19 protein-coding genes and 2 pseudogenes are annotated in these 24,047 nt (G+C 59.1%); 14 read left to right on the top strand and 7 right to left on the bottom strand.

Translation table 11 applies throughout. The features are described 5' to 3' along the window. The 4 genes and pseudogenes from FHT98_RS25135 to FHT98_RS25150 all read right to left on the bottom strand — a co-directional run. Positions 1 to 596: IS3 family transposase (locus tag FHT98_RS25135; RefSeq protein ID WP_142116023.1), on the bottom strand; the 596-nt coding region annotated here is incomplete at its 3' end. After that, positions 526 to 918, bottom strand: coding sequence for a transposase (locus FHT98_RS25140; RefSeq protein WP_248309350.1), 393 nt, complete (start codon positions 916 to 918; stop codon positions 526 to 528). The genes FHT98_RS25140 and FHT98_RS25135, both read right to left, overlap by 71 nt. Before the next feature lie 190 nt (positions 919 to 1,108). Then, positions 1,109 to 1,836, bottom strand: a pseudogene (gene istB / locus FHT98_RS25145) (IS21-like element helper ATPase IstB). After that, positions 1,836 to 2,278, bottom strand: a pseudogene (locus tag FHT98_RS25150) (IS21 family transposase); the annotation flags it as partial. The pseudogenes FHT98_RS25150 and istB, both read right to left, overlap by 1 nt. Positions 2,279 to 2,293: 15 nt before the next feature. On the opposite strand from FHT98_RS25150, the gene FHT98_RS25155 reads away from it, so the two are divergent. The 11 genes from FHT98_RS25155 (at position 2,294) to FHT98_RS25205 (ending at position 13,579) form a co-directional block, all read left to right on the top strand. Further along, a complete protein-coding gene (locus FHT98_RS25155; protein WP_349236277.1) occupies positions 2,294 to 2,611 on the top strand; it encodes a DUF72 domain-containing protein in 318 nt (105 codons plus the stop codon). Between the two features lie 296 nt (positions 2,612 to 2,907). Beyond that, positions 2,908 to 3,243 (top strand): DinB/UmuC family translesion DNA polymerase, encoded by a 336-nt coding sequence (locus tag FHT98_RS25160; RefSeq protein WP_349236279.1) that lies wholly within the window; start codon positions 2,908 to 2,910, stop codon positions 3,241 to 3,243. After that, on the top strand, positions 3,191 to 3,907 hold the full coding sequence (locus FHT98_RS25165) for an antitoxin Xre/MbcA/ParS-like domain-containing protein (RefSeq protein ID WP_142115878.1): 717 nt from the start codon (positions 3,191 to 3,193) through the stop codon (positions 3,905 to 3,907). The genes FHT98_RS25160 and FHT98_RS25165 overlap by 53 nt, the downstream gene beginning before the upstream one ends. A 2-nt stretch (positions 3,908 to 3,909) precedes the next feature. Then, a complete protein-coding gene (locus FHT98_RS25170) occupies positions 3,910 to 4,494 on the top strand; it encodes an RES family NAD+ phosphorylase (protein ID WP_142115879.1) in 585 nt (194 codons plus the stop codon). A gap of 46 nt (positions 4,495 to 4,540) precedes the next feature. Next, a complete protein-coding gene (locus FHT98_RS25175) occupies positions 4,541 to 5,371 on the top strand; it encodes an AbiJ-NTD4 domain-containing protein (protein ID WP_142115880.1) in 831 nt (276 codons plus the stop codon). Positions 5,372 to 5,418: 47 nt separating this feature from the next. After that, entirely contained in the window at positions 5,419 to 6,282 is an 864-nt protein-coding gene (locus tag FHT98_RS25180) for a hypothetical protein (RefSeq protein WP_142115881.1), read from the top strand. A gap of 219 nt (positions 6,283 to 6,501) precedes the next feature. Beyond that, positions 6,502 to 7,149: a hypothetical protein gene (locus FHT98_RS25185; RefSeq protein WP_142115882.1), complete on the top strand. Its 648-nt coding sequence runs from the start codon at positions 6,502 to 6,504 to the stop codon at positions 7,147 to 7,149. Continuing rightward, positions 7,146 to 8,309, top strand: coding sequence for a cysteine desulfurase family protein (locus FHT98_RS25190; protein WP_185745288.1), 1,164 nt, complete (start codon positions 7,146 to 7,148; stop codon positions 8,307 to 8,309). Before FHT98_RS25185 ends, FHT98_RS25190 begins: the two co-directional genes overlap by 4 nt. Then, positions 8,306 to 9,265: a DUF4007 family protein gene (locus tag FHT98_RS25195; protein WP_142115884.1), complete on the top strand. Its 960-nt coding sequence runs from the start codon at positions 8,306 to 8,308 to the stop codon at positions 9,263 to 9,265. Before FHT98_RS25190 ends, FHT98_RS25195 begins: the two co-directional genes overlap by 4 nt. Next, positions 9,258 to 12,737, top strand: coding sequence for a helix-turn-helix domain-containing protein (locus FHT98_RS25200; RefSeq protein ID WP_142115885.1), 3,480 nt, complete (start codon positions 9,258 to 9,260; stop codon positions 12,735 to 12,737). Before FHT98_RS25195 ends, FHT98_RS25200 begins: the two co-directional genes overlap by 8 nt. Further along, a complete protein-coding gene (locus FHT98_RS25205; RefSeq protein WP_210244439.1) occupies positions 12,734 to 13,579 on the top strand; it encodes a phosphoadenosine phosphosulfate reductase family protein in 846 nt (281 codons plus the stop codon). Before FHT98_RS25200 ends, FHT98_RS25205 begins: the two co-directional genes overlap by 4 nt. Positions 13,580 to 13,750: 171 nt before the next feature. On the opposite strand, the gene FHT98_RS25210 is transcribed toward FHT98_RS25205, so the two are convergent. The 3 genes from FHT98_RS25210 to FHT98_RS25220 all read right to left on the bottom strand — a co-directional run bounded on the left by FHT98_RS25210 (position 13,751) and on the right by FHT98_RS25220 (position 19,742). After that, positions 13,751 to 15,862, bottom strand: coding sequence for a hypothetical protein (locus FHT98_RS25210; RefSeq protein WP_142115886.1), 2,112 nt, complete (start codon positions 15,860 to 15,862; stop codon positions 13,751 to 13,753). 5 nt (positions 15,863 to 15,867) lie between these two features. After that, positions 15,868 to 18,270: a sensor histidine kinase gene (locus FHT98_RS25215; protein ID WP_142115887.1), complete on the bottom strand. Its 2,403-nt coding sequence runs from the start codon at positions 18,268 to 18,270 to the stop codon at positions 15,868 to 15,870. Between the two features lie 344 nt (positions 18,271 to 18,614). Further along, positions 18,615 to 19,742, bottom strand: coding sequence for an RHE_PE00001 family protein (locus tag FHT98_RS25220; protein ID WP_142115888.1), 1,128 nt, complete (start codon positions 19,740 to 19,742; stop codon positions 18,615 to 18,617). 272 nt (positions 19,743 to 20,014) lie between these two features. Here FHT98_RS25220 and FHT98_RS25225 point away from each other — a divergent pair, with 272 nt between their 5' ends. The 3 genes from FHT98_RS25225 (at position 20,015) to FHT98_RS25235 (ending at position 23,836) form a co-directional block, all read left to right on the top strand. Further along, positions 20,015 to 21,205 carry a tyrosine-type recombinase/integrase gene (locus FHT98_RS25225; RefSeq protein ID WP_142115889.1) on the top strand — a complete coding sequence of 397 codons (1,191 nt, stop codon included), beginning with the start codon at positions 20,015 to 20,017 and terminating at the stop codon, positions 21,203 to 21,205. 207 nt (positions 21,206 to 21,412) lie between these two features. Further along, a complete protein-coding gene (locus tag FHT98_RS25230) occupies positions 21,413 to 22,141 on the top strand; it encodes a restriction endonuclease (RefSeq protein ID WP_142115890.1) in 729 nt (242 codons plus the stop codon). A 63-nt stretch (positions 22,142 to 22,204) separates the two neighbouring features. Next, entirely contained in the window at positions 22,205 to 23,836 is a 1,632-nt protein-coding gene (locus tag FHT98_RS25235; RefSeq protein ID WP_142115891.1) for an NACHT domain-containing protein, read from the top strand. The last annotated feature ends 211 nt before the right edge of the window (positions 23,837 to 24,047 follow it).

The raw sequence follows: 24,047 nt of genomic DNA on the forward strand, positions 1-24,047 counted from the left end.
CGGCCCATCGATCCGACGAGGCCTTGCTCGGCGAGGGCCTGCCGGTAGAGCCCAGCCCCGTATTGCGACCCGCGGTCCGTGTGATGCACGCAGCCGGGTGGCGGCCGTCGCCTTTCGATGGCCGAGCGCAGGGCTGCGAGGGTCAGCCTGACGTCGATCGAGCGGCCGATGGCGTAACCGACGACCTTGCGCGACCAGGCATCAAGGATCACCGCGACGTAGACGAAGCCCGCTTGGATCGCGACGTAGGTGATGTCAGCGACCCAGAGCTGGTTCGGCCCGTCCGGGACCATATCCTTCGCCAGGTTCGGGAAGATCGGCAGATCATGATCGCCATCGGTGGTGGCGACATAGCGCCGGCGCTGTCGAGGCTGGAGGTCGTGCTCGCGCATCAGCCGCCTGATCTTCTTGTGATTCACGACGACACCGCGGTGACGCAGCGCCGCCTGCATCCGTCGATAGCCATAGGCCTCGAAGCTGTCGGAGATCGCGGCCATCGTCTCGACGAGCGCGGTGTCGTCGATGCTAACCGCGGGCCGATCGTAGTAAGTGGAGCGCGCGATCCCCATCAGCCGGCATCCTTCTGCGATGGAGATGCCGCGGGGCCGGTGACGACGGACGTAGTTGCGCTTCTCGTTCGGGGTGCGTGCTCAGAGCCCCCTTTAGGAACTCGATCTCCAAGGTCTGCCTGCCGACAAGCCGCTCCAGCGCGGCGATGCGCGCCTCGTAGGCTTCGATCGTATCGGCGGCGATAGCCTCGTCGTCGAAGGCGCCGGCCTCGAACTTCTGGATCCAGATGCGGACCAGGTTGCGCGACAGGTCATGCCGGCGGGCTAGGCTATGGAGCGTCTCGCCCGCCAGGTAATCCTGCGCTATCTGGCGCTTGAACTCGATGCTGTGGGTGCGGTGTCGGGCCATGGGCTTCCATCCTTCGAAAGCCCGGCTCCCCGGTCAATTGCTCGCCGTCACGCTGTCCGCCTCAGGGGGCGCACTCCAGATCGGCGTCCAATCTTGACCCCTTGGTGAGCTGTGGCGGTCAGGAGGCGGCGCGGCGGAGCTGGCCTGGGTTGCGCAGTCGCGCCGGCTCCGGGTCGGTGGAGCGCTTGTCTCAGAGCCTGTTCTTGAAGCGCCAGCTCTCGTTACCGGTCGCGACGATGTCGCAGTGGTGGGTCAGCCGGTCGAGGAGCGCGGTCGTCATTTTGGCGTCGCCAAAGACGGAAGGCCATTCGCCGAAGGCGAGGTTGGTGGTGACGATGACGGAGCTCTGTTCGTAGAGGCGGCTGATCAGGTGGAACAGCAACTGACCGCCGGACTGGGCGAAGGGGAGATAGCCGAGTTCGTCGAGAACGATGAAGTTCATGCGGGAGAGATAGTCTGCCATGCGGCCCTGCCGGCCGGCGCGGGCCTCGGCCTCGAGCTTGTTGACGAGATCGACGACGTTGAAGAAGCGTCCCCGGGCGCCGGCACGGATGCAGGCTCGGGCGATCGCAATGGCGAGATGGGTCTTGCCGGTGCCGGTGCCGCCGACGAGGACGACATTGCGCTGATGGGCGATGAAGTTGCCGCCCGCCAGGTCATGGACGAGCGTCTCGTTGAGCGGCGTGCCGTCGAAGACGAAGTCGCCGACATCCTTGGCGAGCGGCAGCTTTGCGATGGTGATCTGGTACTTGATGGAGCGCGCCTGCTTCTCCGCGATCTCCGCCATAGCAGATCGCCGACGATGCGCTGGGGTTCGTGCTGGCGCTTCACCGCCGTGGTGATGATCTCGTCGAAGGCGGCCATCATGCCGTAGAGCTTGAGTTCGCCCATGGTGGCGAGAATCTCCGAGCGTTCCATCACACGGCTCTCCTGAGGCTGTCGTAGCGGGCACAATCGGCGGCAGGCTCATGACGTAGGCGCAGCGCATCGGGCGTCATGATGGTGATCGCAGCAGCCGGCTCCCGGCGTCGGGCCAGGATGTTGAGAATGACGTCGGCGGAATGGACGCCTTGCTTCAATGCCTCGGCACAGGCGGCTTCGATCGCAGGCAAGCCGTCGCTCAGCACCGTGGTCAGGATATCGACCATCTGCCGGTCCCCATCCTGCGCGGTCGCCAGCTTCCGACGCACCCGGTCCAGCGCGGCTGAAGGATCCAGTCCTTGAAGGGCGCGCCATTGCGCAGGGCGCCCGGTTTGCGGGCCAGCACCGGCACATAGTGCCAGGGATCGAAGGTCGTCTGATCGCGGCCGTAGGAACGGGCGTGCTCGCCGACGATGCGACCGTAGGCCAACTCGACCCGGCGGGGCGCATTGTAGTGGAGTTTCGGCACGCCAGTTGGTGGAATGAGACGGTTTACGCGGCTTTTCGAGAGACCGGCACGATCTTCTGCTCCTGCAGCGGACCTCGTCTTCCGGATGTTCTCGTGTGCACAGCAGACGACGTCTATCTTCGGCTCCACGGCCCGGAGCGCTGGTATCGGCATGACTACTCGGAAAGCGAGCTAACCGAATGGGCGGATAAAATCCGTGACAGCGGCGCAAGGCGGGCCTGGGTCTATTTCAACAACGACTATGAAGGCTTTGCGCCGATTGGCAATGCGGCGCTTGCTCGCAAACCGATCAGCCAACGATGACACGTCGTTCGCTGCGTTGGAAACAGAGGTTGCAGATGGGTAGCCGGTTGGACTGTCGAGATGCAGCCATTCCGCGGGCCGCGCCTCCAGCTCGTGGTCGGCATATGTCCCTTGCTTACCATCGCGCGCTGAATTGACGAGGGGCCTGTCGAACCCGATCGGCCACGAAAATCGGTCGGGGCGGAGGACACCCTCGCTGCCGATATCTTCGAGCGCGACGCCGCGCGGGCCGAGCTCGTGCCGCTGATCTCAAAGGCCACTGCGAGACGAACGGGCTTCGCTGCCGGACGGTCCCGCTGAAGGTGAACACCGATTTCCATCAGATCACACGCAGCCAGACGGTCATCTCGCCTCCGGCGAGCCAAGGCGAGATCGAAGCCATTCGCTTCGCACTCATCGATCGGGTGTTCCCGATTGCCAAAGGCATTGGCTTGCTTGGCGTGACGTTGTCGTCTCTTGTCGAGAATTCGGACTTTGGGGCCGGGCAGCTTCGACTGGCACTCTGGCGCCCACACCCGCATAATCTGGACAATCCGGACAATCCGGACTATATGATCCTCCGAAGTTATGGAGGCCAACATGGTCGCAACGGTTCGCAAGTCTGGTGGGGGAGCGCAGTTCAACGTGAATAGCGCAGCCGTCGCCGACATTCTCGACGTGCTCGCCCGGCACAATCCTGGAATTTCCAGATCCGTGCTGAAGGACAAGAGCAAGGTCGTCGCCGCACTCACGGCGGCCGCTGTGCGGATGTCTGACGAACAGCAGCGTCAGATTCTGGCTCACGAAAACGACCTTGCCGCGGCAATGCAGACCGTGGTCGCCGGTCTCGCCGGCCGCCCCACTGAAAAGCTGATCCAGCTCACGGTCGACAAGCCCGTCGAGGTCAGCCTGGGAGCCGGCTTGGCCGACGTGGTCGATTTCGACGAAGGCCGCCGGCGTCTTGCGACCTACGCGACGCCTGTTCGCCTTGAGGACTGGGCGGGGCCGGTTGCTGGACCGGGTGACATCGAAAAGGCATTCGGCACCAAGCGATCGACCCTGCATGACTGGCAAAGGCGAGGCGCCGTCATTGGGCTGCTCAAGGGCGAGCGCAAGCATGTCTTCCCCCTGGGGCAGTTCGTCGACGGCCGGCCGGTCGAAGGCATGTCGGACGTCACCAGGATCATCGACAACCCAAGAGCCGCCTGGCAGTGGCTCATTCAGCCCAAGCCGAGCATCGGCGGAACTCCGCTCGATCGGCTCAAGGCTGGACATCTGGACGAGGTCATCGACGCTGCCGAACGTGACTTCGGCTGATCGTGAGGCTTGATCCCAGGACCGTCGCGGATCTTGCCCTGGCATTCCGGCCGCAAGCCTACCTGCGCGTCATGCCGGCCGCCCATGCCGCGACCCCGCTCGGCATGCGCTTCGGTCATACCCGCTTTTCAAGTCCCGATCAGTCGTTTCGGCTGGTCTACATCGCGCGTGATCTCGCAACGGCAATCGCGGAGACCATTGTCCGGGACCGCTTCGAAGGTGCGACGGCACGCGTGCTCGACTACAGCGAGATCGAGGAATGGGCCATTGCAGAGGTGACTGCGCCGTCTCCTCTCCAGGTACTCGACCTACGAACGACGGGACTGCTGAGGCTCGGCGTCAGTACTGACGCGGCCCGCGCCAAAGCACATCGAGAAGGACAGCAGCTCAGCAAGGCGGTCTACGGCGCCTTCGCGGTTGACGCCCTGCTCTATTCGTCCCGGCTGACCTCGGCCGAGTGCCTCGCGGTCTATGACCGCGCGGTGGACGTCAAACTGGTCTCATCACCGGCGGTGAATCTCGTGCGCCACTCGGACCTGGTTCTCGCGCTGAAATCCATCGGTGTCGCGCTACGCACAGCACCCTGAGCGAGCTTGTGGAAAACGCATCAAACCATAATTGGGGAAGCCGAGCGTGAGTCGATTTTTCTCAGACAGACACGGCTACGACGCGGCTGTTCCCGAAATCACCACGCGGGAAGACGCGCCTGAATCGCTCCGCTTCGGAGTCGTCAACATCGCCCGCAATGTCGGGATGAAGCCCTCGAGCATCCGCAATGTTGTATGCTCCGTTTTGTTCGAAGCGCCGAATCCGACCAACTGGTCCGAATACCCAAATATCTGGGAAGAGGCGCTTGGCTTGGTTGAACAGTGCGAATGGTTCAAAGTCTACGACATCGCCGAGGCACTTTGGCGCGCCCTTTATCCGAATGACGAGTGGCAAGACCTCTTTGAAGCGGAGCTGAACCGGCTCTTCCGGGAGAAGGGGATCGGCTGGGAGCTGAAAAGCTCTCATGGGATCGTATTTCGCGGCGATGCTCTTTTCACGGCGGCGACAACCGAAGCCGCAGCGATATTCGAGGCCACCGGTCGCAAAAGCGCGGCCGGCGAAATTCGTGAGGCTCTCAAAGACATTTCGAGGCGCCCTCATCCCGATCGCACCGGCGCCGTGCAGCACTCTATGGCGGCTCTCGAATGCGCGGCGCGCGATGTTACGGGCGACCCCAGCGCAACCTTAGGCAAGCTCATTCCGCGACTGGCGGTTCCACGTCCACTTGACGACGCTCTCACCAAGCTATGGGGCTACGCCTCGGAGAACGGTCGGCATATCCGCGAAGGAACGAATCCGAGCCCAGCTGAGGCCGAGCTGGTGGTCAGCGTCGCGTGCGCCGTCAGCGTCTTTCTGATCCAGAGAGACGGTGAAGTTAGGGCTGCCGGGGAAAACCATCCCGAACGTCAGCTATAAGTCGCTGCCGGGCCAGCGCGAGCAGCATAAGGGCATCAGGCAATCCAATGACCTTAGATGACGAATTTGGTCTCCAAGAGGTGGACTATAAAGTCCACTACGATCAGTTTGCCGCACCTTATGCGGACAATCCCAACCCAGCGAATGTCCTGTTCTTTGAGAACCAAGCGAAAGAAATGCACGTCTTGGGCGTCTCTCACGCCCTCGACAGGCTCACGACCGATGCCTTGTTGATTGCGACGGGTGTCAAACTCACGACTCAAGCCGATCATTTCCTCCGCTACGGGGTGATGCGGCGTCTACGACTGATGCAGTCTGCATTCCGCGCGTTCCGGAGAACGATCCCGCCAGATCGGACAGCGCCTCTTTCGCTGCAGCAATCGGACGACACTGCCCGAGATCTCAACGCCATCTACATCAACATAATTGGCATTCTCGACAACTATGCTTGGCTGTTGGTGCATCAAGTGGCGACCCAGACTACCCGTTCGGCGAAGAAAACGGCGATCGGCCTGTTCAAGCCGGCACTCCGCAAGGATGAGATCCTCTCTGCCCGCCTCGCGCCTCTCGAAGCGTTTGAGCCGTGGGAAGCGGACGTCAAGAAGCGGCGCAATCCAGCAGCACACCGAATGCCGCTTTACGTACCACCAACCGCTTTAACGCCCGAACAACTGCGCGAATTTGAGCATTTTGAGGCCTTGATCTCGACAGCGTTGCGAGAACAGAAATTTGATAAGATGGCCGAGTTGCGAGATGCGCAGAGGCGCTTGGGCACATTGATCCCCTATTTCCTGCATGATCCAGAGGAGGACAAAATGCCGATATTTCCAACCCTCCCACAGGATATTGGCCAGATGATCTTGATTGGAAGACTGGTTCAAACCCTAATCAGAGACGCTGCCGTAAGCTAGAAACTGTCAACCGGGCCAAAAATCGTGCACGTTCTCGATGGATTAGCTGAGCTCAGCGCCACGATGGAGCGCCCCCAAAGGCGAAACCCTGTCTGGAACCGCGACGAGGCGATACTGCTACTCGATCTCTATCTTAGGGTCGGGCGGGCGCCCAGTGAGGATCTCCAAGTTCGCCGTTTATCTGAAGACCTCCGTATCATCGCGCAACGGCGTGGCGAGATGGTGACCAGCACCTATCGGAACGCCAAGGGCGTCGCGATGAAACTCAAGGCGATGGCGCAGCAAGATCCTGCCTTCCGCGCGTTGGGCCGCAAAGGGCTTAGAGCGGTAAGCATTGATGCTCAGGTCTGGCGCGATCTGGCAGAGGCACCGGTCCAGCTTGCGCGAGAGATTGATCGCATTCTGACAGCCGAGGGAATTGCATGGTCCATCCCGGTTTCGACCGAGTTGGCACTTACCCGAACCCAAGGACCGGTACCCTCTTTTGGATCCGTTACAGCGGAGCGCCTCGATAGCGAGTGCGTCGTGTACGTGCTTCGATTTCATGGTCCGCTCGAATCCCTGTTCGCGTCTGGGCAAATCCCAGAAGGCTCGATTGTCGCAAAGCTCGGACGATCCAATGATCCCATGCGTCGGGTAAGCGAACTCAGCGCTGGCTTCCCGCCCGGGGCGCGCCTAGGCTGGACAATCATAGCAACAGTCGAGTTCCCGACGGGAAATGCGGCGCACACTGCGGAACAGGCACTTCTGGTGTCCTCTGAACTGAAAGGATGGACCCTTGGCGGCGAGTTTGTCGTCGCTCCAGAACAGACCCTCCTAGCGGACCTTCAGGCTTTGGCCGACTCACGCGATGCGACGCCAAAATGACATCGACCCCGGTCAATCAACCAATATTTCTTGATCATCATTCGACCACACCGGTCGATTCCCGGGTCGCCCAGGTCATGCTTCGCGCTATGACCGAAGCGTTCGGCAATCCCAACAACACGCAGCATCGGTTTGGCCAAGACGCTGCTAAACTCGTACTGGACGCCGCGTACCACGTGGCGTCTCTCCTAGGGGCAGAGCCCGAAGATGTGCGTTTCACGTCTGGTTCATCAGAGGCTCTGCGCCTTGCGCTAGGCTACGCGGAGGATCGGCGCACAGGATCGATCCTGAAAATCGCGGCACCCCGGATCGAGCATCCAGCACTTCTCGACGAGCTGTCAGCAGGTGTGCATTCGGGACGGTTCGTAGTCGATTGGATCGAGGTCGATTCCAGCGGGCGCGTCGATGTAGAAGCTATTGCTACGGCAACGGCATCAGGTGTCGATCTGGTATGCATGATGGCGGCCAACAACGAAGTTGGTGTGCTACAACCGATCCACGAGGCCGCTTCAATCGCCCATGCGACGGGATCTGCGATTCTTGTCGATGCCACCCAAGCTGCAGGTCGTATTCCGTTCGATATGCGGGCTGATGGGTTCGATTTTGTCACGATCAGTGCGCACAAGATGTACGGCCCGAAAGGCGTCGGCGCCCTGATAGGGAGCGGGTTAGGCGAGGCACCTCCGCCCAGCCGGTTCGCCTATCACAATGCAACGCCCAATGTGCCTGGCATCGCGGGCCTCGGCGAGGCTTCCCGTCTTCGACGGCTGGAAATGGCCCACGATGAAGCGCGCATTGCTCGGCTTCGCGACCAATTTCAGGCGCTTTTGATCGCTGGCTTGCCTGGCCTTGTTATCAATGGTGATACCGAGCACCGCTTGGCTGGAAATCTCCACATTTCTATCCCCGGGGCGCCGAACGATATCGTCGTGGCCAATCTTAGGGACCAGGTTGCGCTTTCCACTGGCGCGGCCTGCGTCTCTGGTGTTGACGCACCCTCCCACGTACTTCAGGCAATGAAACTCGAATCCTGGCGTCAAGAGAATGCTTTGCGCATGGGCCTAGGCCGCGAGACGACCTTGGCTGATATTGAACGGGCGGCCGAGGCCATCATCGACGTCGCACAGCAGATTCAGTCACTTTTTAAGCCTGCAGCATGATCACCAACCTCGACACGGACGACACGGTCCTTTTTGCGCCCCGCTTTTCTGGCCATGAGAGCTTCGCATTCCGCTATGCATGGCTTCCGAAAGCGTATCGCGCGCTGAGCACGGACCCTGGACTGTTCGTGGACGAGGAAAAGGCGATGCTGGTCCTCGGCATCGGCAAGAACATGGTGCGCTCACTGCGTTTTTGGGTCGAGGCAGTCGGGATCGCGACTCCTCTCCATCGCGGACGCGAATTCGTCTTGACGCCATTTGGTCATTCAATTTTCGGCAGGGAGGGCCTGGATCCCTATCTCGAGGACCACAGGACGCTCTGGCTGTTGCACTGGAAGCTGTCATCGCGTCGCGATCGTCCGCTCTTTGCCTGGGATTACCTCATAGGGCGCTGGCCGCTGCCGGAATTTTCCCGGAGCGAAGCGTTGTCGGCGTTTCAACGCGAGTCGCGGAAGCTCGGCGGCGGGCATACCGACGCAACGCTGGGACAGCATCTAGACGTTTTTCTACACACCTATCTCCCCAGCCGAAACGGCGGGCCGGTGGAAGATACGCTTGATGGGCCGCTTGTGGGCCTGGCCCTCCTTATCCCTTCCGGCGAACGCCACAACGAGACCGGGCACCGGGAGCCGGTCTACACTTTCCGGCGAGAGCCTAAGCCAGACATCGACGCCGCGCTGTTCGACTATTGCGTGATGGACTACTGGAAGACGTTTAGTCCCGGGGAGGAAACCCTTTCCCTGCGCCAGGTCGCGGTTTCTCCGGGATCGCCAGGGCAAGTTTTCAAGCTTCCAGAGGACGACATTCGCAGCCGATTGGAAGACCCAGCCGGGCGGACCTATGCAGCACCCTATAGCTATCAGGCGTCAGCTGTCCAAGGGCTCCTGACCGAACGCCGGAACACGACACCCGTGACTCTGGACACTGTTTACGGCCGGAAGCCTGCCCATGCCTAAGACATCTCCACAGACCATCGAGAGTCTGTTCGACGTTCCCACCCGCTTCATGCGGTCGGTCCAGCTCGAGCGCGATTTCGACGACCCACAGGCGCTCGAGAACTATATCGTCACCCCAGCTATGGCAGCGGCCTTCCAGCGCGTTGCCAGCGGCGCCGCGACGTCCTCTCGTCTCCGAGCTTGGCGGCTGACCGGCGACTACGGCGTTGGGAAGTCGTCGTTTGCCGTCGTTTTGGCACATCTTTTGGCAACCCCGACATCCTCAGTTGCCTCCGCGATCGCTGAGCGCATGGGCTGGTCGCCAAACGAAGATCATCGTCGCCTTTGGCCCTTGCTCGTCACGGGTGCGAGAGAAAATCTCACCGCGGCCATGGCTCGGGGGATCGAGGAGGGGCTGGAGCGGCGGCGACCGCGTCGGCCTGGGAAGATTTGGGCACAGCTTGCCCAGGAGGCCCAGGCGCTACGGCGGCGCCCCGACCCTGATGCCCTCGTCGATCTCCTCGAACGGGTTCGAACCCTGGCGGAAGCCGACGGCGAAGGCGTGCTCCTGATCGTCGATGAGTTGGGCAAACTGTTGGAGTACGCAGCAGCCGAGCCTGGCCGTGACGACGTCTATCTGCTGCAGAGCCTGGCCCAGGCGGCCGCGCGTAGCGGAGAGCGTCCTTTTTTCTTGATCGGCCTGCTGCACCAAGGCTTCCAGGCTTACGCTGAGCGCTTGCCGTCAGTCGTCCGGCATGAATGGGACAAGGTCGCGGGGCGATTCGAGGAAATCGTCTTCGATCAACCGATGGCTCACACTGCTGCGCTTGTTGCCGGCGCGCTCGGTGTGCACACCGAGCGACTGCCCGATGCCGTGCAAGTTGCTGCCCGCCAGACCGCTAGCGCCACTGCGGCGATGGGGTGGATGAGCGGCGCCACGAGCGCAGCCATGACAATGGAGACAGCGCAGCTTTATCCACTACACCCCACGCTGCTGCCCCCGCTCGTGCGCTTTTTCTCGCGATACGGGCAGCATGAGAGATCGCTGTTCGGCTTCCTTCTATCGTCGGAACCATACGGCCTGCAGGCCTTCGCCGATCGTCCTGTCGGCCGCGATGTTTGGTACGGCCTGCCAGAATTCTACGACTATGTCCGCGCCATTTTCGGTCATCGCCTGAGCGGCAACAGCTATCAATCGAGCTGGATGCGAATCGCAGCAACAGTCGATACAGCGCAGGACTTGAACGCGACTGAGACGCGTGTTCTGAAGACAGCCGCCCTCCTCAGCTTGCTTGACTATCCCGAACTGCTGGCGACTGATGCCGCGCTGCGTGCCTGCCTCACCCCGACAAACCGCGGTGAGGTGGACGCAGCGATCGTCACTCTGGTGGATCGCGGGCTCCTGTTCCGCCGTGGCAAGACTACTGGCTATCGCCTCTGGCCGAACTCAAGCGTGAATCTCTACGCTGCAATCGAGACCGCCCGTCGGAATTTGGGCGAGCTGGAGACGGTCAGTCCCCATTTGGCGAATTTTGTTGCCCATGAACCGATTCTAGCACGTCGTCATTATATCGAGCGCGGCACAATGCGGCACTTCGAGGTCCGCTATGCGCCAGTGCATCATCTTGAGCAGATGATCAGCCGGCCCAGTCAAGCCGACGGCCTCGTCATTATTGCCCTTGCTGACACCGCAGCTGATCGCACTGCAGCCTTCGACATTGCAAAGGGCCCTGTCGCGGTGCAGCGGGATGACGTCATCATTGGTGTGACGCAACCGCTCGGCGCGCTCGCAGGCGAAATCAGCGACTTGAAATGTTGGCAATGGGTCGCCGACCACACGCCTGAACTGGCGAATGACGCCTATGCCTCCGCCGAGGTGGCTCGGCAGCTCGCAGCCCGACGCCGCGCTTTGGAGATTTCGCTTGGCGTCACGGCGGCGCTCCGCGAGCGCGGGGCTTCGACAGTATCCTGGCGGTGGCTGGGCAAACCGGTAGAGACCCCCGACGGTCTTTCAAGCTTGGTCTCGAGCCTGTGCGACAGCCTTTACGCGGACGCCCCACGTATCGCCAACGAGCTGCTCAACCGCAAGGTCCTGAGCAGTCCAGCCGCCGCTGCTCGGATGCGCCTTATCGAAGGCTTATTCACCGCTCCCGAGAAGCCATATTTCGGGATCGATCCAACCAAAGCTCCGCCGGAGAAATCGATGTTCCTATCGGTTATCGAGGTTGGTAAGCTCCAGAAACAGACGCTCGGCGGTCATTTTTCTCTAACCCTCCCAGAAGCTGGCAGCGATGCACTCAACCTTCGGCCGGCGCTGAACGTCGTTGAGGCGATGCTGGAGGCCGCGCAAGGCGAAAAGGTTGGCGTCGGCGAGATTCTGAATCGCCTGTCGGCGCGGCCCTTCGGCGTCCGTGCCGGCGTCGCCCCGCTCCTGCTGGCAGTCGTGCTCAAAATGCGCGCGCATGAGGTGGCGGTCTACGAAAACGGGACCTTCCGATCGACCTTCACCGGACAGGACTTCATTCGCCTCATCAAAGGCCCCGACACCTTCGCGCTGCAGTCGTGTCGCATTGAAGGCGTGCGCGCCGACGTGTTCGCCAAGCTTGCGAGGGCCTTTGCCCAGCCGGCCATGGCGCGGGAATCCCAAATTCTCGACGTCGTACAGCCACTGGCGCGTTTTGCCGCTCGACTGCCGGAGTACACCCGCAAAGCGGGGGAGTTAAGCCCGAGAACCGCCAGGGTTCGGGAGGTGTTGCTGTCGGCAACCGAGCCCGTGGGCCTGCTATTCCGAGATTTGCCCGTGGCCTGCGGACTCGAGCCGTTCGCCGCCAACCACCCGCCCGACGAGTTGCGGGCGACGACATTCGTGCAACGGCTCGAAGCTGCCATCTCGGAGATGCGCGCAGATTATCCCAAGCTGCTCCAACGCATCACTGAGACGATCGCGGCGAGCATCGGTGGCACGGAGGGGCTTCTGGATCGCGCTGCCCTGGCGCAGCGGGCCGCGCGGGTCGCCACTGCCGCAACTCTGCCGAAGCTGAAGACTTTTGCTCTGCGCTTGCGTGATCCCAATACGACCAACGAAGCTTGGGCGGAAGCCATTGGCAGTTACCTCGTCGCCAAGCCTCCGGCCCGATGGAACGGCGCCGACGAGCGACGAGCCCTCGAAGAGATGACGTCACTCAGCCAGCTGTTTCATCGTGTAGAAACCGCAGCTTTCGAAAATGGCGCGCTCAAGGGCGAGAACGCCGTTTTGATCAAGCTTACTCAGGCCACGGGCGACGGTCGCGGTCTTGTCGTTCAGAACGTGAAGCTCAGCCGAGCATCTGAACAATTGGCGCGCGAGATCGGCGAACAGCTTCAGGGGCAGCCTCGTGCGGAGCGGCTTCACATCCTGTCCCGCCTCCTTTGGGACGATCTGCCGGCGGAAGACGTCGGGGAATCGACACCAGACGATGGATCCGCAGCCGCCACGGGAGGACGACGCGCATGAGCGGGTACTATGATCACCTGATGCCTCAAGGCGACTCACCCCGCCATATCCTGAGCCTATCCGGTGGCAAAGACAGCGCGGCGTTGGCCATCTATCTGAGGGACCGCGTTCCTGAGATCGAGTATATTTTCCACGATACCGACAAGGAGCTCCCGGAGACATACGACTATATTCGGCGCCTCGAGGCGATCTTGGGCAAGCCCATTGTACGCACCACGCCAACCGACTCTTTTGATCACTGGCTAGCGGTTTATCGGGGCATGCTGCCTTCGAATCATCGCCGATGGTGCACAAAGATGCTCAAACTCAAGCCCTTTGAGGCCTATGTCGGCGATGGCCCCGTCATCAATTATGTTGGCCTTCGCGCCGATGAGGACCGGACGGGCTACATCAGCACCAAGCCCAACATCCTCGCGATCTATCCGTTTCAGGACGACGGCCTGGTGCGCGCTGACATCATCCGCATTCTGGAGGATTCCGGACTCGGCCTTCCTCCCTATATGGATTGGGGTCGTTCGCGGTCCGGCTGCTTTTTTTGCTTCTACCAACAGAAAATCGAGTGGGTCCGGCTGTATGAACGCCATCCGGACTATTTTCAGTTGGCGATGGATTACGAGGAAAAGGCAGTCCAGTTCGGCGGCCAGTTCTACTGGTGCAAGAGCGAATCTCTGCGTGAACTGAGCCGTCCCGAGCGTGTTCAGGCGATCAAGGATAATTGGGAAAAGTCCGAGGCGCGCCGCAAGGCGACCCGCAAGAATATTTCCCTCGTCGAGACCCTTGGCGGCCTCGAATCTGAGGACGATCCGCATTTGCGCGACGGATGTCTGGTGTGTTCAATTTAGCCCGAATGGTGAGGGTGGCATTGCCCGCGGGGACATGCGCCACTTCGCAGACAGGCGGCGGACGGTAGGGATTGAGCATCCGCCGATGCGTTATCCCGACATTCATCCGCACCAATATTATCCATGTCGTTGTAGTACGTTTTCACGAAGCAGGAAGAGCCGCCTATAGGCTCACTCCTCTTTGATAGCTACGTGCCCTATTAGTTGAACGACGACATGTGCCTGCGGCTCGCTGATAATGTCCCGCTCGTCCACAGCGGCAATCCGCAATACTGTCAGCGGACCGCGGGACCACTTGCCGTTCTTAATCTCAAACGGAGTTATGAGCTCTCTCCACGCTTCTGGATCTGACAGGATTGAGAAGGCCGGATGGTCGGCGCTGATACCGGCGGCCTTAGCGGCATTCATAATAGTCCATATGAACGCACTATCTATCCCGCAATGCCGACTGGGCCGACTTCGCGCGCGATAGAACTCCCACGCCACTGGCTGTTCTGCAGGCGCCGAAAGCAGTTCACGTGCTTTTCCGTTTCCGTTTGGCCGGTACAATAGGCGTGCGCCCAAGGCCTGTGAAAAAGGCGGTGCGACAGGAACGCCTACCCGACCGAGGCTGCCGCTTAGCGTTCCAGCGAGCTCCGCAGCATAAACTTCGCGCAGTCGAGACACTTTGACATAATCGGTTCCCAGGATCGCCGATCCATCGAAATCCGAATGCTCAAATGCCTGTGGCCATGCAGGATCCCAATCAACCTGATACGGCTTCGCCACCATGCCCATCGCCCGCCCTGGTCGATCCAAGACCAGAAGGTGATTCGACGGCATCGGTGCGGCACCAAATTCCTTGAGAGTGCCTCCCGTTAGAACGACGGACTTGGCTGTCAGCCGGCCGGGGATAAGGTCACAAACCGGCGTAACAACGGCAAGCACATCGGGTTTCCGCGGCTTCTTTGCGTCGGTGCTCCGCTGCCCTCCCGAGCCTGGCTGCGGAGCGTCAGCTGCCACAGCTCTATCGCCGGCCGCTGGGACAATGCCGTTGTGTGCATCTGCTGCGCTAACCGCGGCCGTCACCTGGGATTTTGCGATAGCATCGGCAGTCGCTTCCCCGCCGGCTAAGGGTAGAAGCTCTCGTCGAACAAAAAGATCGCCTGTCCAAACCTTGATGGGCGAACCTTCGTGGTCGCATGTCGGAACTTGCGAGGTCGTAATCTCCGAGTAAATCCTAGGCAGCTCAGACATCGGCGGAAGCGCCGGCGGTAGATTGGCCGCTTTGTAGAGTTCGTCCAATTTGATAGTCGTGTCGCTCATCATCCTGCGCTCAACAAGAGCCCCAAGATACGAATTGAACATCCAAGTCAGGTATTCGAGCAATAATATCTTTTCTTCGCTGAGACGGTAGTTCTGCATATAAGCATAATCAGCAACATCTAGACGCCTGATCGACTTGACCATTTCGCCTGTCGACTCTTCGACAATAGACTGCCATCGTTCAATAAGTAGTTCGATCGCGTCGGCCGGAGCACGATTGGATACAAGGGTTTTCAGCTCGAATTCGACCTTGCGAGGATGGTCCCGAAACTCTGGCTTGGCGAGAAAGCGAAATTTGGAAGCGAGTAACTCTGCCTCATCACGGAAAATTGGTATGTCTTCTTGAGTTGCCCGACTGCTGATCAAGATGAATAGCGGACAGCGCCGATCACTAGACGCCTTCATCGTTGCCCTTATAACCTTCTTAGCATTTTCTCGCGCTCGCGTCTGCTGATCAGGCGAGATTTCTCCGTCTACGATCTCGTCCCCTAGGTAGAAATCGAGCAATACAAGATCATATTTTGCAATAGTATGTGGATCCGTTTGGCTGTTGAGTCTGTCAGCCTGATAACCCGTAGCTGCGAGAACGAAATCCTCCACGTGCCTCAATTCGGATAACTTCGCATCACGGCCTGCCAAGTACCGAGAGAATAACGGCTTTAACGATTTCAGAAAGACATCGGCCTCAATTTCTTCCGGCTTTGCGTCGGTAAAAATCTCCCAAAGCTCGTTGATATGTTTGGGAGTGAGATCGCCGAAGGCCGGCGCGATATTCGCTCCCTTGCCGCGGCGGTCGTTAAAGAGTTCATTCGCCCGCGCCGGCGTACCTTCGAGGACCTCAAGCACCGCCCCCCAATTACCTTCTTCAAGATCGGCAGCTTTGTTCGGTGGATCATAGCCATCGTCAACAATCGCAATCTTGGCGACACTTGCCTGTTCAAAGGCCTCTCTCAGAGACGGAGCAACTTGAGCCTCCATTAATGTCACCGTCCATCCGCTGATAGGTTAAGAATAAATGTGTTGAAGCGTCCGCGTCTAACTGTGTTCTCTTTTTTGAGGCTCAGCGTCCAATCGTGATAGCCCGCAATCTCACGAGAGATATATAATCCTAAACCTCGACCAGAATTAGCTGGGCGGTGACTGACGAATGCTTCAAATATTTCATCTGCTGCAGCCGGATCCACGCCCGTCCCGCCATCCGTCACTGAGATGGCTTCATTATCCGAATCGATATTAATCTCGATGAACATATCAGTTTCGGGGTCTATCTCGCTTTGCACGCCCAGCCAGAAAAACGCGTTCGAGAGCAGGTTCTCAATTATCTGAACGAACATGCCCCTGACGCCGCGAATCGTAAGTATCTCTAGATCGCCGAAGTTTCCTCTGAACGATATGCCATGCCGGCGCGCCTGGTCCTGTCGACCCTCTACAACCTGCTGAACAACCTCAAAGACATTGAAGTCCTCTTTTCTTTGCCTGCGCGAGGTGCTGAGAGGGTCGAGTGTCTCAATCCGCTTAACGAGAGTGGCAAGCTGATCGTCGAGAGTGCGGAAGGTTCCCTGTAGCTCGGCCGGATTACTGAAATTAGCTGCTTCGATCGAGCGCAGGGTCCTAAGTGTATGAGATGTTGCCCGCCCAAGTTCATGCAGGATAAACTCGACCATCAATCCGATCCCAGCGAGGTACACGAATTTTCCTCGGTCATTCTCGTATTCTTCTGCAAGAGTCCGGGCTTTCTGAACGTACCCATCTAAACGGCGAAACAGTCCGTGCAACTCGACGATCGCGGCGCGCTCCGCTGGCACTCGAAGTGATAGCTCGCGCAGCTTCCGACCAATCTCTGACTGGGCTCGTTCGACGTGTGCCTGCAAGTCATCCGTGGTTGTCAGATCCTGAACCCGCACTTCACGGTCCCATGTGTCGAGATGGACCTTGAACTGATTGAAAAGGATCTGCTGCAAAAGGGCCACCAGAACAGCCTTCTCAGGAGTCTCGGTGAGCCCTTCCCGGTTGGTCTGATCGATAAGAGCTGGATTTTTCCAGCTGATTGCCACTCGACCGATCACCTGTTGGCGATTTAGCTTAAAGCCCCTCGAGGAGAAGGCCTTCTTGTCCAACCCCAGCCAATCATCATCTGGCCCGCCATATGGGTTGATTCTGAAGCCGTCACGAAACAACATCAGTCCGCCGGTCCAGCGTGCTACCCGACGTTGCACCTCGCGCTTGTTCCCAAGTCCGGGCAAATCCGTGAGCGCCGAGCGGTTGTACCACCAGAACTCGACATCAAAAGGCCCTAAATTGAGGAGCGCCGGCCAAAGCGCGGCACCAATTTGCCCGCGCAATTCTGCTTCTCTCATCACAAAGCTACGCTCCCGGCCGCGTAACCGATAGTTGACGTGCCCGCGCAAAACGGGCCCTTGATCTTCGTAACGGAATGTTGCGTTGACTTCAGCGTGCGCTATCTCGAAGAGCTTTTGCTCGATCTCAAGGGGATGATGCCGTGTTCCGTTGAAGTATAATCTTAGTATTCTTGCGGCACCTCTGCCTTCAAAAGGATCGATCAATCTTGAAAATTCGGAAATAACGATCTCTCTGAATTTATCTTCCGTCCAATCGCTGCTCAAATCTAAGATGGTTACGGTCGTACCTTGCTCCGCACGATCTGATTTGAGGGCACCGCGACGCGGCCGGATCATTATGTCGCTTAAGGGACGGTCGGAGTCGTGGCTGAACCTGCTCCAATTAACGTCCAAGTTGTTGACACGTGCTTCTCCGTTGGTCGTCGTCCTGATGCGCAGACGCGAACCGAGCCTCATGGTCGAAAGCCGGCCAACACCTTTCTCTCCGAGATAGACTCGACCCGCGTCCGAGGCTCCTCGAGCACTCTTTTCTTTCTGACGTGAACGTGTCCCGATTGTAAGATACACATTCTGGAGATCGGCGAGACTCATCCCCTCACCCCAATCGGTGACGCTTATCCAGTTAATCCTGGTGTATATCCATTTTAAACTGTCTTTTAATTTTGCGAATGACCGGCTATCATTTAGGCGTGGAATAATTAGTTGCTGCAAATCGTCCATATATTTCTGATCTATAGAAGATAGCACGAACTCTTTTATTTCACGAAGCTTGTTAAATCTATATGTACTAGCGTTTTCCCTATCTCCATCCTCTAGTATATTTCTATACTCACCAATTCCATTTTCGATCTCTGCCAAAGCGCCTTGATAATAACTATGACGGAGCGCGACCTGAACTTCGATTCGAACCTGTCTTGACCCCGCATCGATCGAATTCTTCAGCAGCTCGTAAAGCGCTATCCCATCCGAACTGATAAGTTCGGCCCCGAGCTCCAGGATCGTTCGTGCTAGGATATTAAAAGCCATTCCGCTCACTCTCGCTAAGAGACATAGCTTAGGTGGGATCCCTTAACGACGCGATTCCGTCGCCGGGCTTCTGCAACGCACACCAATTCATCGGGCTCGCCAGCAAAAGCCAAGTACCAGCCGCCCGGTGGCGCCTAGGATACCCTCGCCAGGAAGGCGAGGTAGAGCGCGAGCCGCCGCAGCAGCGTCATAGGTGGGATCACCGATCCGCAGCAGGTGAACCGCAGCGCGAGCGTCGCAGCCGTTGTCAGGCGGTTGAGCCGCTCGCGGAAAGCGTCGACGAACGGTGGGGGTGGATCTGCATGGCACGGTCGCTTAGCCTCTCATGCAGGGCGTCGGCGGGGCTAGACGATTCCCCAAGCCCGATAGCGCTTCCGGCCGGTGAGTTCACGCGGCAGGCTGCCACCGAGCTGCTTCAGCATGGCCTCAACTGCCTGTGGCGTCACCTGCAGCCGCACCGCCGCCAGCTGCACCGTGACCAGCGGCGACGACACGAACAGATCGACCAGCTCCGCCAGTTTCGAATGCCTCCTCCTCCCTTCACACCTCCGCAGCATCACGGTCCGCGCCAACCCCAACCGATCGAGATCCCCCTGACCAAACGCGGCCGCCTCGCCAAAAGCGCCAAGCAGCCCCGCGACCCGAACGTCGAGCGCCTGGTGCGGGCTCCACCGAAACCGTCCCCGTCTCAGCCCGACGCCAATCGCCGGCAGATACACGCCCGCCAACCCGCGCTGGCGCAACACAGTCGCGGCAAGCGCAAACCCGAGCTCGCCCGCGCGTTCCGATGGTTCGAGCCAAAGCCAGGCATCGAGCGCAAGCGCGGCCGCGAGAGTCGCCGGCAGCCCCCTGCCCTCCTCCAGGATGGCAAGCCAGCGCTCAAACCGCCCGATGGCGTCATAGCCGGGATCGCGCAAAGTCAGGTTTCTGCGGCCTTCGTCCGAGGACAGGTCGTTCCAGGCATCGAGCTTTTTCCGGGTGCGCGCCAAGAGCGCGTCGATCTCGGCGAAGGCCGGATCGGCCCGGTGATCGGGCTCGTCCTCCAGGTCCAGATCCTCCTCGCCGGCGTGGTCTTCCTCTTCGTCTTCCCGATCGATCCGGTCCCATGGCGCCGCGACCTGTTTCGCGGTCCCAGACGGGGTCTTCGCCCTGTCCGTTCGAACTGGGTCTTGCGGTTCCTCAATACCGAGCCGCAGCCGCAGGGCAGTCTGGCTCAAGACCTCGCTCGGCTCGCGCCGGGCCAGGCGCCGGCGCTCGTCCAGCATGGCGGCGGCCCGCGCGATCTCGCGGGTCGGGCTGCGCACATCCATGCCGGCGTCGTGCAGACACAGATCCTCGATCGGACACAGGCCGCCAGTCAGCCCGATCAGCGCCTGGGCTTCAAAGGCGTGGCCGCGCTGCCGCATCCCCTCGGCCACGACGGGCTCGGCGCGGAGCAAACGCTCGTCGCAGCGCGCGAGCGCGACTGTCATGGTCTCGGCAGCCGCGGCACAGTCGCAAACCAGCGCTTGGCGCTGCGCGCGTGAGAAGGAATATGCATTTGAATTCACGTCATTTGATATACCATACCCAAGCTAAAGCGCTATTGATTTGTTTCACATCGACACCTCTCCGTGCATGCATATCACTATCGATAATTACCTCTTATCGATAGTCATGGACACCCGCTTCGAAATCGGCGATTCTGGCGCTCCAAAATGCCGCCGACGCCCTCGATCAGGCATCCGGACGACGAGAACGGCCCATGCGAACCGCACCCGAAGCGCCCGTGACCTCGACCACCTTGCTCTCGGCCGACTCGGAAACCCGGCGCGCGCTGCAGCTCGACGCGCTCGCCGCGATCCTGCCGCTGGAGCGGCGCGATCAGCTCGCCAAGATCCTGACCGACGACGATGTCGCGACGCTGCGCCACCTGGCCCAGGAGGGCCTGGGCGAGAATTCGCTGCGCGCGCTGGCCTCGGATCTGGCCTATCTCGAGGCCTGGGCGCTCGCTGCAACCGGCTTGCCCCTGCCCTGGCCGGCGCCGGAAGCGCTGGCGCTGAAATTCGTGGCGCAGCATCTCTGGGATCCGGCCCAACGCGAAAACGATCCCGGGCACGGCATGCCCGACGCCATCGCAACCGCTCTGCGCCAGGACGGGCATTTGCGCGTCGCGGGTCCGCACGCACCGGCGACAGTCAAGCGCCGGCTTGCCCATTGGGCGACGTTGCATCGCTGGAAAGGGCTGTTGGGCCCCTTCGCCGCGCCGTCGTTACGGACGGCCGTGCGCCTGGCGGTGCGGGCCAGCGCCCGGCCGCGCCGGCGCAAGAGCCAGCGCGCCGTCACCCGCAGCATTCTCGACCGCTTGCTCGCGACCTGCGGCGGTGAGCGCTTGAGCGATACGCGCGACCGTGCCTTGCTGCTGGTCGCCTTCGGCTCAGGCGGCCGCCGCCGCAGCGAAATCGCCCGCTTGCGCGTCGAGCAGATCAGCGAGGAGGCGCCGGTGCCGCTGGATCCCGACGATCCGGACTCGGCCCGCCTGCCCTGCCTTGCGATCGCGCTCGGCAGGACCAAGACCGCGGCGGCCGACGAGGGCGCGCGGGTCCTGATCGTCGGCCGGCCGGTCGAGGCGTTGCGCGACTGGCTCGAGCGAGCCCATATCAGCAAGGGCGCGGTGTTCCGGGCGATCGACCGCTGGGAGGGGCTCAGCGACCGCGCTCTGACCCCACAGGCCGTCAACCTGATCCTCAAGCGCCGCTGTGCCCAGGCCGGGCTCGATCCGGAGGCGTTTTCCGCCCACGGACTGCGCTCCGGCTATCTGACCGAGGCGGCCCGCAATGGCGTCCCCCTGCCCGCGGCGATGGCGCAATCGCAGCACCGCTCGGTGCAGCAGGCGGCGAGCTACTACAACGACGCCGACCGGCAGCTCAGCAAGGCGGCCCGCCTGGCGCTCTAATGGCTATCGCTTTGTTGGTCCAAGCTCCCTCCCGACCCACCGCTATGGAATTCAGCTTCACTAGCTCATCTCAATGTCCGTCATGAAAAGCTTCTCCTCGTTTGACGTGTTTGACGGCGAACTCCCATCCCATACAGTGCAGATTGAACTGAGGTAACAGAGATCCACAGATCACGCTTTCGCTAACCTGGAAAGTCATACCTGAAAATGCTATCGACGACGGCAAAAGGAAACGAATTCCGAGACATCATTCTTGTCCTGCTAGAAGCAGCCGGATTTCAGTGCAAATCAGAAATTAGAGCTGATTTTAAGAAAGCTGATATTGTTGCAACACGCGTTGATCCGTTTGACGGGATTCAAACGACAGCGATTGAGCTAAAAAACCTTGCGAGAAACGTAAATAAAGCTGATTGCCAGGAATTCATTATCGAATATGGTCGCCTTGTCTCTCAGCGAATTTTCTCCAGAGCGTGGTTGATCGCCGCGAAAGACATCAGCCCTGATGCACGAGCTCTCATAGAGGCGGTCCCAAATCTTCGGTGCTTCTCGATGCGCGAATTCAAGCGCGCGCTTCTTTCTTTTGAACCATACCTTTCCAATCTTGCCGATACGTACGATCGGAGCTCGATAGAGAAATATTATATCTCACCGCAGAATGTCACAGGCGATGACATGGAGACGGTGATCGGCGATTGGGCAAATTCCTCAAGCACTACGCCTGTCGTTATTATAGGTCGGTATAGGCAAGGGAAATCCACGTTCGCCAAACACATAAGCGCCAAGCTCGCAAAACAGATATTGAGCGGCGGAAATGGCAGAGTACCCCTATTGGTTCCATTGGGAGAGATTTACGACGAGCAATCGGTAGACGGCTTGCTAGGGAAATTACTTGCAAGTCAGGCAAGAGTTGACGGGTATCACTTTAAATTATTTTGAGAACTAAACCGTCTAGGTCATTTTATCATTGTTTTCGACGGCTTCGATGAAATGAAGCACGGGATGACTCCAGCCATCTTCACAGCAAATTTCGAACGCCTTCTGGGTCTCAATGAAGGAGCCGCCAAGTTATTGTTCTTAGGCCGAGACACAGTGTTCCATGACGCCATCGAGTTTCGGTCGGTTATCGAGGGGAAAGACCTAACTCGTGCTGGGCAATTCATCCCGGTTCCCGGCAAGACGCAATGCCAAACCGAGACATTGAAGGGCTTTGATATTGGCGAATCCCGCGACTTTGTTGAGCGATATTTTCCAATCGCGGTTCAGGAGGCCAGCGGCAAACCAGATGGCTCCGAATCCAGCGCACAGTGGATCTCCGACCGGCTTGGATTCCTGCTGTCGGGCAAATTTGACGAGCTTCTTTCACGGCCGGTCCATGCTCAGATGCTCTGTCAGATTGCAACTGAGCCCAATCTAAATCTAGAAAAAGTATCGAAATTCCTATTGTACGATAGATTTATCCACTTTTTATTGCATCGGGAAGTAGCCAAATCTAGCAGATTCAGTGGCTTCAGCCTCGACATACGTCGACGGTTCAACAACATGTTGGCTTGGTGGCTGTGGGAACAAGGTGGTGCTTCCACCAGCTCAATCTCTGTTATTCCAGATGCGCTATTTCAACAAGCGATCGGGGGAGCCTTTCATTCATTCACTTTGCCTGCTCTGCGGCGTGAGCTCATTGCAGGCTGCTTAGTGATAAATGATAATTCTTCTGTTTATTTTGCACACCGCTCTATACAGGAATTCCTGGTAGCAGAGCACCTATTCGAGAATAATTTGCTTAAGGATAAAGCGCCGCAGTCCCTAAGAAGGACGCTTCGAAATTTGAACCCCGAAATTATTTCGTTTTTGATCGGATGGGTCCAAAATTCGGGAAACGCTGAAGCAACTACGGCAGACTGGTTCGATCTTTTAAAGCGAACCGATGCACGGTCGATACCACTGAGTGGATTTGATCTTTTCGTTCAAATTGGAAAGCTTGCCGCAAGCACCTTCAAAGTACCGAGCCCTTGGGATATTTTTATAGACTATTTTCTGCGAGCAGGAGCGACTCGTTTTATCATACCGAAAGAAGCCCTACCCTGGGCGAAAGCGGAACTGGCCTCGAAGGTTTTGAGATCCGAGACCGGCGTCACATCACAGCGTGCCGAATCCCGACAGTCGGTAGCCGCCTCACTCCTGTTCTGGTCTCTGAGCGCGCAAGCGGCGAAATCAGCCGCCGACTGCAATTTGCTGATGGAGTATGTGATAGCGTTCCTTTTTGCACGAGAAACGGTTCGGCCTATCTGGGCAACGGTCCGAGAGTCCGCCACCAAACAGATTCGGTTATCAGCAGCGGAGTATCTTCCAGAAAGAATATTGTTCGATTGTATAGGCCGCGGAGCGCCAAAAAATGGAAAACTCACAGTCGATATCGAGCGGGTCGCGCTGGCTTGTACATCAGCTATCAATGTGAGTTTCGATCTCAGTGACGAATTCCTCAAACTCACGCATGCGCACGCGAGTATTGACGTGGCCAAGGTCGTAAAGAACGTAAATCAACTCGCCGGTCTGGAAGCAGCAGACGTAGCGATGCAGTTTTTAAATGAGCCTGAGTTGCGGCGGCGAGTAATATCCGTCAGCGTACGATTATAGCCACCACCCTCCTTGAAGCGTCGACAAGCTCGCTCTGGAGAGGATCGCGACCGGCACGCAATTCCTCAAATGCTCCCGGTCGTCGCTCCGCCTAGGGTCGGATGTGCTTTGTCCAGGCAATGCTGCAACATTCCGGGGTCAACATAGCAACAGCCTCCAAACTCGATTTCGTGCCATTCGCCTGCACGGTCATGGCGAAGCTCGAGCGGCC

This window comes from Allobosea sp. AK1 (genome assembly GCF_006714945.1).
GTDB classification, from domain to species: domain Bacteria; phylum Pseudomonadota; class Alphaproteobacteria; order Rhizobiales; family Beijerinckiaceae; genus Allobosea; species Allobosea robiniae.

Coding starts and splice junctions, on each gene's coding strand:
- FHT98_RS25140 (WP_248309350.1), bottom strand. CDS start 918: ATGGCCCGACACCGCACCCACAGCATCGAGTTCAAGCGCCAGATAGCG.
- FHT98_RS25165 (WP_142115878.1), top strand. CDS start 3,191: ATGGTCGCAACGGTTCGCAAGTCTGGTGGGGGAGCGCAGTTCAACGTG.
- FHT98_RS25180 (WP_142115881.1), top strand. CDS start 5,419: ATGACCTTAGATGACGAATTTGGTCTCCAAGAGGTGGACTATAAAGTC.
- FHT98_RS25185 (WP_142115882.1), top strand. CDS start 6,502: ATGGTGACCAGCACCTATCGGAACGCCAAGGGCGTCGCGATGAAACTC.
- FHT98_RS25190 (WP_185745288.1), top strand. CDS start 7,146: ATGACATCGACCCCGGTCAATCAACCAATATTTCTTGATCATCATTCG.
- FHT98_RS25195 (WP_142115884.1), top strand. CDS start 8,306: ATGATCACCAACCTCGACACGGACGACACGGTCCTTTTTGCGCCCCGC.
- FHT98_RS25200 (WP_142115885.1), top strand. CDS start 9,258: ATGCCTAAGACATCTCCACAGACCATCGAGAGTCTGTTCGACGTTCCC.
- FHT98_RS25205 (WP_210244439.1), top strand. CDS start 12,734: ATGAGCGGGTACTATGATCACCTGATGCCTCAAGGCGACTCACCCCGC.
- FHT98_RS25210 (WP_142115886.1), bottom strand. CDS start 15,862: ATGGAGGCTCAAGTTGCTCCGTCTCTGAGAGAGGCCTTTGAACAGGCA.
- FHT98_RS25215 (WP_142115887.1), bottom strand. CDS start 18,270: ATGGCTTTTAATATCCTAGCACGAACGATCCTGGAGCTCGGGGCCGAA.
- FHT98_RS25220 (WP_142115888.1), bottom strand. CDS start 19,742: ATGACAGTCGCGCTCGCGCGCTGCGACGAGCGTTTGCTCCGCGCCGAG.
- FHT98_RS25225 (WP_142115889.1), top strand. CDS start 20,015: ATGCGAACCGCACCCGAAGCGCCCGTGACCTCGACCACCTTGCTCTCG.
- FHT98_RS25230 (WP_142115890.1), top strand. CDS start 21,413: ATGCTATCGACGACGGCAAAAGGAAACGAATTCCGAGACATCATTCTT.
- FHT98_RS25235 (WP_142115891.1), top strand. CDS start 22,205: ATGACTCCAGCCATCTTCACAGCAAATTTCGAACGCCTTCTGGGTCTC.